This window comes from Massilia sp. CT11-137 (assembly GCF_047302885.1).
GTDB lineage: Bacteria > Pseudomonadota > Gammaproteobacteria > Burkholderiales > Burkholderiaceae_D > Telluria > Telluria orientalis.
Genome location: NZ_JBKYMP010000002.1, coordinates 618,000 through 629,884, shown reverse-complemented (window position 1 = coordinate 629,884; position 11,885 = coordinate 618,000). Strand labels below are relative to the sequence as shown.

Below are 11,885 nucleotides of genomic sequence, written 5' to 3'. Positions count from 1 at the left end.
CCTCCGTTGAATGACCGACGGCCCCCGGATGTTATAAAACATTGCTTTATCGTTATTTTTGGTAGCGCAATCATTCGAGTCTACCGACAGCCGGGGTGCCGGTCAAACGGCTGCTACACTTCTATTTAGCCAATAAACAACAAAGGGGTCCCTATGCGCCAAGCCATCGTCCACATCGCCCTGGTCGTGCGCGACTACGACGAAGCCATCGATTTCTACGTCGGCAAACTCGGTTTCGAGCTGCTGGACGACACGTACCAGCCGGCGCAGGACAAGCGCTGGGTCGTGGTGGCGCCCCCGGGCGGCGCCGGCACCACCCTGCTCCTGGCCAAGGCATCGAAGCCGGAACAGGTGCCGTTCGCCGGCAACCAGGCCGGTGGCCGCGTCTTCCTGTTCCTGAACACCGACGATTTCTGGCGCGATTACGAACGCCTGCGCGGGCATGGCGTGCACTTCGTGCGCGATCCGAAGGAAGAGAACTACGGCACCGTGGCCGTGTTCGCGGACCTGTACGGCAACCTGTGGGACCTGCTGCAGCTGCGGCCGGACCATCCCATCGCCGCACGTCTGCACGTTTACCGGCAGAGCAACGATGCATAGAATGCAAGATTCCACATGACCCCGCGGGCGATGCGTGAAACTGACCAGAACGGCGAGCCTGGTCCGGCGACAAAAAGACAGCATCGTCCATTGTGAAATCGAGTTGTGCCCGGCCCCGGGCGCATCCGGCCGCTACCTGGTCAATCTGCGCCAGGGCCGCATGGGCGAGGACGCATCGCCCGACTCCATCCCGCTGGCGCTCGGCATCCTGGCCACCTATGACGACCGCGACGCAAGCCGGGGCAACAGCGTCCGCACGGCCGGCCGCATGGCGTGGTATGCGGTCACGCTGCAGGGCGTCGTTGCGCTGCTGTTGATTCGTAAACTCGACAACAATGTGCCCGTTCTCGCCATGCTGGCGCTGTACTGGCTATCGGTGCGGGTTCGCCGGATGCTCTGGATTCCGTTTATCGTCGGGATGGTGCTGATCTGGGCGATGCTGGCGCCGCGCTGAAAAGCAAAAAGCCCGCTCAGAGCGAGGATTGGCAGTGCCAATCCGGGCGAGCGGGCTTCGTTTTTCCAAAACAAAAAACCCCGTCGAGATCACTCGACGGGGTTTTCTTAATAACTAGCCTGACGATAACCTACTTTCACACTGGTTGCAGCACTATCATCGGCGCAGAGTCTTTTCACGGTCCTGTTCGGGATGGGAAGGGGTGGTACAGACTTGCTATGGTCATCAGGCATAACTTGTACGAGTGCCGCTTGCATAGTGCATGCGTCACTCTGAATCCGGAAGAAGCAGTTTTCGTAATCTGTTGTCTCAACAAACAGCTGAACCCTTGCATTGGCAATGACTGCCAAGGTTATAGGGACAAGCCGTACGGGCAATTAGTATCAGTTAGCTTAATGCATTACTGCACTTCCACACCTGACCTATCAACGTCCTGGTCTCGAACGACCCTTCAAGGAGCTCAAGGCTCCGGGAAATCTCATCTCAAGGCGAGTTTCCCGCTTAGATGCTTTCAGCGGTTATCTCTTCCGAACTTAGCTACCCGGCAATGCCACTGGCGTGACAACCGGTACACCAGAGGTTCGTCCACTCCGGTCCTCTCGTACTAGGAGCAGCCCCCTTCAAATTTCCAACGCCCACGGCAGATAGGGACCAAACTGTCTCACGACGTTTTAAACCCAGCTCACGTACCACTTTAAATGGCGAACAGCCATACCCTTGGGACCGGCTACAGCCCCAGGATGTGATGAGCCGACATCGAGGTGCCAAACTCCCCCGTCGATATGAACTCTTGGGAGGAATCAGCCTGTTATCCCCAGAGTACCTTTTATCCGTTGAGCGATGGCCCTTCCATACAGAACCACCGGATCACTATGTCCTACTTTCGTACCTGCTCGACTTGTCGGTCTCGCAGTTAAGCACGCTTATGCCATTGCACTATTAGCACGATGTCCGACCGTACCTAGCGTACCTTCGAACTCCTCCGTTACACTTTAGGAGGAGACCGCCCCAGTCAAACTGCCTACCATGCACTGTCCCCGACCCGGATCACGGGCCAAGGTTAGAACCTCAAACGAACCAGGGTGGTATTTCAAGGTTGGCTCCACGAGAACTGGCGTCCCCGCTTCAAAGCCTCCCACCTATCCTACACAGATTGGTTCAAAGTCCAATGCAAAGCTACAGTAAAGGTTCATGGGGTCTTTCCGTCTAGCCGCGGGTAGATTGCATCATCACAAACATTTCAACTTCGCTGAGTCTCGGGAGGAGACAGTGTGGCCATCGTTACGCCATTCGTGCAGGTCGGAACTTACCCGACAAGGAATTTCGCTACCTTAGGACCGTTATAGTTACGGCCGCCGTTTACTGGGACTTCAATCAAGAGCTTGCACCCCATCATTTAATCTTCCAGCACCGGGCAGGCGTCACACCCTATACGTCCACTTTCGTGTTTGCAGAGTGCTGTGTTTTTATTAAACAGTCGCAGCCACCAGTTTATTGCAACCCTTTCACCCTCATGGAGTAAACCATTCAAGCTACCGGGGCGTACCTTATCCCGAAGTTACGGTACCAATTTGCCGAGTTCCTTCTCCCGAGTTCTCTCAAGCGCCTTAGAATACTCATCTCGCCCACCTGTGTCGGTTTGCGGTACGGTCTCGTATGACTGAAGCTTAGAGGCTTTTCTTGGAACCACTTCCGATTGCTTCGTGTCACAAGGACACACGTCTCGACCCCTTGAATTACGCGCCCGGATTTGCCTAAGCGCCTTCTATGAGTCAAGAACCAACTATTCCAACAGTTGGACAACCTTCCGCGATCCGTCCCCCCATCGCATCATACGACGGTGCAGGAATATTAACCTGCTTCCCATCAGCTACGCATCTCTGCCTCGCCTTAGGGGCCGACTCACCCTGCTCCGATGAACGTTGAACAGGAAACCTTGGGCTTTCGGCGAGAGGGCTTTTCACCCTCTTTATCGCTACTCATGTCAGCATTCGCACTTCCGATACCTCCAGCATCCTTTACAAGACACCTTCTCAGGCTTACGGAACGCTCTCCTACCATATGGATCAAAGTATAAATACTAAGAAACATATCCGCAGCTTCGGTGACTGGCTTAGCCCCGTTACATCTTCCGCGCAGGACGACTCGATCAGTGAGCTATTACGCTTTCTTTAAATGATGGCTGCTTCTAAGCCAACATCCTGACTGTTTTAGCCTTCCCACTTCGTTTTCCACTTAGCCAATCTTTGGGACCTTAGCTGGCGGTCTGGGTTGTTTCCCTCTTGACGCCGGACGTTAGCACCCGACGTCTGTCTCCCAAGCTCGCACTCATCGGTATTCGGAGTTTGCAATGGTTTGGTAAGTCGCAATGACCCCCTAGCCATAACAGTGCTCTACCCCCGATGGTGATACTTGAGGCACTACCTAAATAGTTTTCGGAGAGAACCAGCTATTTCCAGGTTTGTTTAGCCTTTCACCCCTACCCACAGCTCATCCCCTAATTTTTCAACATTAGTGGGTTCGGACCTCCAGGGCGTGTTACCGCACCTTCATCCTGGCCATGGGTAGATCACCTGGTTTCGGGTCTACACCCAGCGACTGTCGCCCTGTTCGGACTCGATTTCTCTACGGCTCCCCTATTCGGTTAACCTCGCCACTGAATGTAAGTCGCTGACCCATTATACAAAAGGTACGCCGTCACCCCACGAAGAGGCTCCGACTGTTTGTATGCACACGGTTTCAGGATCTATTTCACTCCCCTCCCGGGGTTCTTTTCGCCTTTCCCTCACGGTACTGGTTCACTATCGGTCGATTACGAGTATTTAGCCTTGGAGGATGGTCCCCCCATCTTCAGACAGGATTTCTCGTGTCCCGCCCTACTTGTCGTACGCTTAGTACCACCGTTCGAATTTCGTGTAAGGGGCTATCACCCTCTATGGCCAGCATTTCCAGGCTGTTCCACTATTCGATCGACTATCACGTACAAGGCTCATCCCATTTCGCTCGCCACTACTTTGGGAATCTCGGTTGATTTCTTTTCCTGCAGCTACTTAGATGTTTCAGTTCGCCGCGTTCGCTTTGCATACCTATGTATTCAGTATGCAATGACCTAAAAGGCCGGGTTTCCCCATTCGGAAATCTGCGGATCAAAGTGTGTTTGCTCACTCCCCGCAGCTTATCGCAAGCTACTACGTCCTTCGTCGCCTGTAATCGCCAAGGCATCCACCATGTGCACTTATTCACTTGTCCCTATAACGTTGGCCCCTGCATGAGTATCAGGGAGCGTCATATCGACAAGGATTCAGCTTACTTTGTTTGTTGATACATACAGATTTTCTACCCTAAGTGTGCATCCAACTTTCGTTAGCTACACGCTTAAAGAAAACTTTACTTCTTCCAGATTGTTAAAGAACGAGAACTACACTTATCGAAGACGCAGGTCTTGGATAAAGATAGTCTAAACAGTCGAATGGTGGAGGATGACGGGATCGAACCGACGACCCCCTGCTTGCAAAGCAGGTGCTCTCCCAGCTGAGCTAATCCCCCATTTTGGTAACTGGTGGGTCTGGTTGGATTCGAACCAACGACCCCCGCGTTATCAACACGGTGCTCTAACCGACTGAGCTACAGACCCGAACTGTTCTCGTTTAACTTTATAACAGCCGATAAGCGTGGGCGCTTGATGATGGAGCGTTAGCTCCCAGTGCCACTCTAGAAAGGAGGTGATCCAGCCGCACCTTCCGATACGGCTACCTTGTTACGACTTCACCCCAGTCACGAATCCTACCGTGGTAAGCGCCCTCCTTGCGGTTAAGCTACCTACTTCTGGTAAAACCCGCTCCCATGGTGTGACGGGCGGTGTGTACAAGACCCGGGAACGTATTCACCGCGGCATGCTGATCCGCGATTACTAGCGATTCCAACTTCACGCAGTCGAGTTGCAGACTGCGATCCGGACTACGATACACTTTCTGGGATTAGCTCCCCCTCGCGGGTTGGCGGCCCTCTGTATGTACCATTGTATGACGTGTGAAGCCCTACCCATAAGGGCCATGAGGACTTGACGTCATCCCCACCTTCCTCCGGTTTGTCACCGGCAGTCTCATTAGAGTGCCCTTTCGTAGCAACTAATGACAAGGGTTGCGCTCGTTGCGGGACTTAACCCAACATCTCACGACACGAGCTGACGACAGCCATGCAGCACCTGTGTTCAGGCTCCCTTTCGGGCACCCTCCAATCTCTCGGAGGTTCCTGACATGTCAAGGGTAGGTAAGGTTTTTCGCGTTGCATCGAATTAATCCACATCATCCACCGCTTGTGCGGGTCCCCGTCAATTCCTTTGAGTTTTAATCTTGCGACCGTACTCCCCAGGCGGTCTACTTCACGCGTTAGCTGCGTTACCAAGTCAATTAAGACCCGACAACTAGTAGACATCGTTTAGGGCGTGGACTACCAGGGTATCTAATCCTGTTTGCTCCCCACGCTTTCGTGCATGAGCGTCAATCTTGACCCAGGGGGCTGCCTTCGCCATCGGTGTTCCTCCACATCTCTACGCATTTCACTGCTACACGTGGAATTCTACCCCCCTCTGCCAGATTCAAGCCTTGCAGTCTCCATCGCAATTCCCAGGTTAAGCCCGGGGCTTTCACGACAGACTTACAAAACCGCCTGCGCACGCTTTACGCCCAGTAATTCCGATTAACGCTTGCACCCTACGTATTACCGCGGCTGCTGGCACGTAGTTAGCCGGTGCTTATTCTTCAGGTACCGTCATTAGCCCAGGATATTAGCCTGAGCCGTTTCTTCCCTGACAAAAGAGCTTTACAACCCGAAGGCCTTCTTCACTCACGCGGCATTGCTGGATCAGGCTTGCGCCCATTGTCCAAAATTCCCCACTGCTGCCTCCCGTAGGAGTCTGGGCCGTGTCTCAGTCCCAGTGTGGCTGGTCGTCCTCTCAGACCAGCTACTGATCGTCGCCTTGGTGAGCCTTTACCTCACCAACTAGCTAATCAGATATCGGCCGCTCCAGGAGCATGAGGCCCGAAGGTCCCCCACTTTCATCCGTAGATCGTATGCGGTATTAGCGTAACTTTCGCTACGTTATCCCCCACTCTTGGGTACGTTCCGATATATTACTCACCCGTTCGCCACTCGCCGCCAGGTTGCCCCGCGCTGCCGTTCGACTTGCATGTGTAAAGCATGCCGCCAGCGTTCAATCTGAGCCAGGATCAAACTCTTCAGTTTAATCTCTGTTTTTGCTACTTTCGTAGCAGATCGCTCACTCAAAATACTGACCGTCACTCATTGCTGAGCAACGTATTTCTTTTGCGTGAACATTTGATAATTTAAGCATTCAGCACCCCGAAGGATGCTGGCACTTCATCAAACGCCCACACTTATCGACTGTTGATTGTTAAAGAGCTGTATTCGGTACTGCCTTGCTGCGCTTGCGAATCGTTTTGTTCGTCAGCAGCAGAGGAACGAGATTATGCAGTGTTTCGCTTAACTCGTCAACCCCTCGTCTATTTCTGCAACACACTCGATGTAATCGATCTGACAAGCTTAACTGGTTGATTCAGTTAAACTTTTTGTGCGCTGCAGAAGCAGGACGCGAACTATAGCAAACGCGCGGGCACCTGCGCAAGGCCTGTCTTGCAGTGCCTAAAAAGCTGGCATCCAGCTTGCTTACTGTGTGTTGCATAAAACAAAGCATCAATAAAACGGAGCATATTTACACGCCTGATTGTTCCGTTCAGGTACAGGTGCTACATTTATGAACAGTCGATTCCCAATATAGAGCCGCGGTCCAGGGCCAACCAGGAGACTTGGAATGACTTATCAACACGCAGGCTTGCTCGCCCCCGGCGACGACATGGCAACGATGATCGCGATCTCGCACCGACGCTCCGAACAATTCGGCCTGAGTCCCGATTCACGGCCCGATTTCACCCCCGTATCCGGCACCGACCTGTCCTATCTGGTCGAACAGAATCGCCTGCTGTACAGCCACGCGGTGCCCGCGATGGAAACGCTGTACCAGCAGATCGCCAACACCCACAACATGGTCTTGCTGACGGATGCGCAGGGCGTGATCGTGCATTCGCTGGGCGACGCCGACTTCCTCGAAAAGGCCAACCGCGTCGCGCTGACGGCGGGCGTCGCCTGGTCCGAGGAGAGCAAGGGCACGAACGCGATCGGCACCGCGATCGCGGAACGGGTGCCGACGACGATCCATGCGGACCAGCACTTCCTCTCCGCGAACCACTTCCTGACCTGCTCCGCGGCACCGATCACCGACCACCGCGGCAACGTGGTCGGCGTGCTGGACGTCAGCGGCGACCGGCGCAGCTTTCACAAGCACACGATGGCCCTCGTGCGCATGTCCGCGCTGATGATCGAGAACCAGCTGTTCGCGGCGACGTTCGAAAACGCGATCACCCTGCACTTCCACACGCGCCCCGAATTCATCGGCACGCTGATGGAAGGGATCGCGTCGTTCAGCCCGGGCGGCCGCTTCCTTGCCGCCAACCGCAACGGCCTGTTCCAGCTGGGCCTCTCGTATCCCGCACTGCAGGCCCATACGTTCAGCTCCCTGTTCGGCCTTCCCGTCTCCGCCCTGTACGATCACTACCGCACGGCGGCACCCGGCCTGCTCGACCTGTGCATGCACAACGGCGTGCGCGTGCGCGGCCGGGCGGAACTGCGGCTGACGAACGGCGTGCACGTGCTCACCGGCGCGTTCGACGATGCGACGCAGATGGCGCCCATCGCACAGGTGCCCGCGAAGGCACCCACGCGGCGCCTGTCCGGCCTGCGCTACCTGAACACGGGCGACCCGCAGCTCGAGCAGGTCATCGACAAGGTCAACCGCGTGCTCGGGCGCGACGTGCCGATCATGATCATGGGCGAGACGGGCACCGGCAAGGAATTGCTGGCCCAGGCCATCCACAACGATTCGCCGCGCGCGCAAGGGCCGTTCGTCGCCGTGAACTGCGCGTCGATTCCCGAGACGCTGATCGAATCGGAGCTGTTCGGCTACGAGGACGGCGCGTTCACCGGCGCGCGCAAGAAGGGGGCGGTCGGCAAGATCCTGCAAGCGAACGGCGGCACGCTGTTCCTCGATGAGATCGGCGACATGCCCTATCCGCTGCAGGCCCGCCTGCTGCGCGTGCTGCAGGAACGGATGGTTACCCCGCTCGGCAGCGGCAAGTCGATCCCGGTGAACGTGGAAGTGATCTGTGCGACGAACCACAACCTGCGCCGCCGCATCGCCGAGGGCCTGTTCCGCGAAGACCTGTATTACCGCCTGAACGGCCTCGTGGTAAAACTGCCGCCGCTGCGCGAGCGCACCGACCTCGAAACGGTGGTGCGAAAAATCCTCTCTGTGGAGAACGAAACGGGCGGCACGCACACGATCTCCGACGAGGTACTGCGGCTGTTCAAGCGCCACAAATGGCCGGGCAACTTCCGCCAGCTGACGAACCTCCTGCGCACCGCCGCGATCATGGCCGGCGACGAGGAAGAAATCGGCCTGCGCCACATGCCGGACGACTTCCTGGACGACATCGCGGAGGCGCCCGACGCCGCGCCCGCGAGCGCGCCCGCCGCCCAGCAGATGATCGCGTCCGGCGCCAATCTCGAAGAGATGGAACTGGCCGCGATCCTCAAGTCGCTCGAGGCGAACGGCGGCAACGTGTCGGCGACGGCACGCGCGCTGGGCGTCTCGCGCAACACCATTTACCGCAAGCTGCCGCATCTGAAGACCTCCCCATGAATGATCAAGCGGCCGGGAAGCCGGACGACTTCCAGCGCGCGCCGTCCTTGCCGATCGTAAGCAGGTCCACGCCCGGCAGGTGCGCGGCCAGCGCGTGCGCGCGGCGTGCGCCCATCACCATGAATGCGGTCGACAGGCCGTCGGCCTCCAGTCCGGTGGGCGCCAGCACCGTGACGCTGGCCAGCTCCGTCGGCGAATCGCCGCTGGCCGGATCGAAGATGTGGTGGTGGCGCAGGTCCGACGTGAACGCCGACGCGTAATCGCCCGACGTGGCGGCGCAGCGCCCGTCCAGCACCAGGCTCGCGGCCACCGCGTCTTCGTTGCGCGGATCGCGGATGCCCAGGTGCCATGGCCGCCCGCCGGTGCGGCCCAGCGCACCGTATTCGCCCGTGTCGACGAGCGCGTGGCGGATGCCGTGCCGGCGCAGCGCGGCCAGCGCGAGGTCCGTCGCATAGCCTTGCGCGAGGCCGTTCAGCGTGATCGCCATCCCCTTCCGTGCCAGCACGACGCGTTCCGGCCCCGCCTGCACCTGCGTCCAGCCGACGAGGCGTTGCGCGCGCATGCGTTCGGGCTCGGGCGGCACGCCGTGCGCCGAATCGAACGCGCGCCACAGCGGCTGCACCGTGATGTCGAACGCGCCCTGCGTCAGGCGCGACAAGGTGCGCGCATGCTCCAGCACCGTCAGCAGATGCGGGTCGGGCCCGTGCAACACCTTGTCGCGGTTCAGCCGGAACACCTGGCTGGGCGGCTGGTGGAGGCTCATCAGCGCATCCACGCGGCGCGCCTCGCCCAATGCGGCGGCGATGGCCTGCTGCGCGGCTTCCGGGTCCGCATGGCGCACGGCGACGCTGATCGTCGTCCCGAATGCCAGCGCGGCGCCGCTGTGCAGTGGCAGTTCGTCGGCTGCGGCCGCGTCGGCCACCGCGGCGCCGGCCATGCCGCCCAGGGTGGCGGCGATGAAGGTCCTTCTGTGCATCATGCTCTCCTGTCGATGACGTCCGGGGCCGGGACGATCGGAATCGTCCGGCTGCGCTTCCGCTCCAAGATCCGCGGCGCGCACTGTTCGTCGCTTGCGTGGATAACGACACATTCCATACATTGAAAACACTCCTCGTAGTCGACCTTCCCGCTCGGGACGATCGCGTTGTAGCCGCAGCGGTGGCGGCACGTTTGACACGGCGTGCCGCATTCGGCGCGCCGCGGGATCCAGTCGAGCAGGCGCACGCGGCCCAGCAGCGCGAGCGCCGCGCCGAGCGGACAGAGATAGCGGCAGAACGCCTTGTTGACGACCATGGCGGCCAGCAGCAGGCCGGCGGCATACGCGACGAACGGCCAGGCGCGCACGAAATTCAGGGTGATCGCGGTCTTGAACGGTTCCAGTTCGACGAGCCGGTCTGCCTGCGCCGGCGCCCACACGGCCGCCAGCAGGATCGCCGCCAGCACGCCGTACTTCACGCGCTTCAGGCGCGCATCGAGCACGCGCCGCACGGCGACCTGCGGCAGCCGCAGCGCCTGTCCCGCGAGACCCGCGAATTCCTGCAGCGCGCCGAAGGGACACAACCAGCCGCAGAACGTGCCGCGCCCCCAGATGAACAGGGAGACGAGCACGAACGCCCACAGCGCCACGGTCAGCGGATCGAACAGCAGGTAATCCAGGCCCCGCCCTGCCCGGAGGGCCTGCACGATGCCGGTGAGATTGACGATGGACAGCTGCGCCTGCGCCGCATAGCCGATGAAGCCGATGGTGAACAGCAGCCACGCGCGGCGCAGCCAGGCGAAGCGGCGCGCGTGGGCCACCAGCCGGCGCTGCTGCCACAGCGCGGCCGCGAGCAGGGCGAGCGCCACGCCCAGCACGAGCAACTCCACGCGGCGCGCCTTCCAGCTGGCCTGCCACGCCGGCGCGGCGCCCTCCGGGGCGATGTAGTACGCCTCCGGCAGGCGGTACGAGAACGCGATCTCGCGCGTGATCCGCTCGGGATAGACGATCCCCTTGCTGCGCGTGACGGGCAGCGCGAAGTCGAGGGCGCGCGCCGGATCCAGGCCCGCCTGCGCGATGACCCGGAGCAGCAGCATCTCGTCGGCCGGCAGGTGCACGCCGTCGGCCAGGCGCGGTTCGAGATCGAGGTCGCGCATCTCCACCGGCAGGCGGTCCTGGCGCAGCACGATGCCGCGCGGGACGCTGCCGCGCACGAAGTCCGCCCCGGTAAGCGTATGCGGACCGGCCGTCAGCACGAGCAGCGCGTGGTCGCCCGGTTCCAGCCTGCCCTGCAGCCGGTTCCACGTGCGCGGCGCCAGCAGGTTGCGGCCGACGGCCGGCACCGACGCCCACGCGACCCACAGGTCGATGAAGACGTCGTCAGGCTGCGCGAGCGCCTGTGCATCCAGTCCGGCGCCGCTACTCCCCGCGAACAGCCGCTCGACGTCGCCCCGGCGCACGCGGACATGCCGCACGAGGCCCGCATCGAGCATCTCCTGCAGCGACAGCGGCGCGAAGACATCCATGCGGATCCGGCCGATGCGGCCCGGATCGCGCCCCTGCGCAAAACCGAGCTTGGCGCGCGCCACCTTCAGCGCGGCCGACAGGACGCTCTGGTTGATGATGCGGACGGACGCCGTCGCCTTCGACACTCCGTCCAGGCTGCCCTTCGCGCCGCCGACCGTGATGCCCTGCCCCAGCGACCGCCCGCGGTACTGCTGCAGAAACTCCCGCAGGGGCGCTTCCCCGAGACCTTCCAGGAACACCGGTTCGTGCTGCGACAGCACCGCCACGTCGAGGAAGGTGCCTTTCGGGTCCATGACGACGAGGAGATTCGGCGGCACGCCGGCGAAGCCCGGCACCGGCGCCAGGTCGGCCGATTCGAACGCATAGCCGACCAGCTCCGTCACCGTGCCGTTCTGCTTGAACAGCGGCCAGGCCGGGATGTCGGCCGATTTTTCGCCGACGACCAGCGGCGCCGGGAAGCGCCGCGCCAGCTCCGCCTGCGTCAGCGTGCCGGCGTGCGCCGCGGCGCAAAGCAGGAGCCAGCAGATGACGAGGCGGAGCAGGTTCATGGCCGC

At 60.0% G+C, this 11,885-nt stretch carries 5 protein-coding genes, 2 tRNA genes and 3 rRNA genes; 3 read left to right on the top strand and 7 right to left on the bottom strand.

The window, feature by feature from the left end:
* Nucleotides 1-153 precede the first annotated feature (153 nt).
* Both ACEN98_RS19555 and ACEN98_RS19550 read left to right on the top strand, forming a co-directional pair.
* Complete coding sequence (locus ACEN98_RS19555) at nt 154-600, top strand: VOC family protein (RefSeq protein ID WP_413386553.1); 447 nt, start codon at nt 154-156, stop codon at nt 598-600.
* A gap of 34 nt (nt 601-634) precedes the next feature.
* Nucleotides 635-1,054: a hypothetical protein gene (locus ACEN98_RS19550; protein WP_413386552.1), complete on the top strand. Its 420-nt coding sequence runs from the start codon at nt 635-637 to the stop codon at nt 1,052-1,054.
* Nucleotides 1,055-1,171: 117 nt separating this feature from the next.
* Here ACEN98_RS19550 and rrf read toward each other — a convergent pair.
* The 5 genes from rrf to ACEN98_RS19525 all read right to left on the bottom strand — a co-directional run bounded on the left by rrf (nt 1,172) and on the right by ACEN98_RS19525 (nt 6,298).
* A 5S ribosomal RNA gene (rrf, locus tag ACEN98_RS19545) occupies nt 1,172-1,284 on the bottom strand.
* 126 nt (nt 1,285-1,410) lie between these two features.
* Nucleotides 1,411-4,303, bottom strand: a 23S ribosomal RNA gene (locus ACEN98_RS19540).
* Between the two features lie 221 nt (nt 4,304-4,524).
* Nucleotides 4,525-4,600: transfer RNA gene (locus ACEN98_RS19535), tRNA-Ala, on the bottom strand.
* Between the two features lie 11 nt (nt 4,601-4,611).
* Nucleotides 4,612-4,688 (bottom strand) — tRNA-Ile (locus ACEN98_RS19530).
* Nucleotides 4,689-4,769: 81 nt separating this feature from the next.
* Nucleotides 4,770-6,298, bottom strand: a 16S ribosomal RNA gene (locus tag ACEN98_RS19525).
* The 16S, 23S and 5S rRNA genes sit together here with 2 tRNA genes alongside, the layout of an rRNA operon.
* Before the next feature lie 586 nt (nt 6,299-6,884).
* Here ACEN98_RS19525 and ACEN98_RS19520 point away from each other — a divergent pair.
* Entirely contained in the window at nt 6,885-8,828 is a 1,944-nt protein-coding gene (locus ACEN98_RS19520; RefSeq protein WP_413386551.1) for a sigma-54-dependent Fis family transcriptional regulator, read from the top strand.
* Nucleotides 8,829-8,832: 4 nt separating this feature from the next.
* On the opposite strand, the gene ACEN98_RS19515 is transcribed toward ACEN98_RS19520, so the two are convergent.
* Entirely contained in the window at nt 8,833-9,807 is a 975-nt protein-coding gene (locus ACEN98_RS19515) for an FAD:protein FMN transferase (RefSeq protein WP_413386550.1), read from the bottom strand.
* On the bottom strand, nt 9,804-11,879 hold the full coding sequence (locus tag ACEN98_RS19510; protein ID WP_413386549.1) for a 4Fe-4S binding protein: 2,076 nt from the start codon (nt 11,877-11,879) through the stop codon (nt 9,804-9,806). Before ACEN98_RS19510 ends, ACEN98_RS19515 begins: the two co-directional genes overlap by 4 nt.
* Nucleotides 11,880-11,885 lie beyond the last annotated feature (6 nt).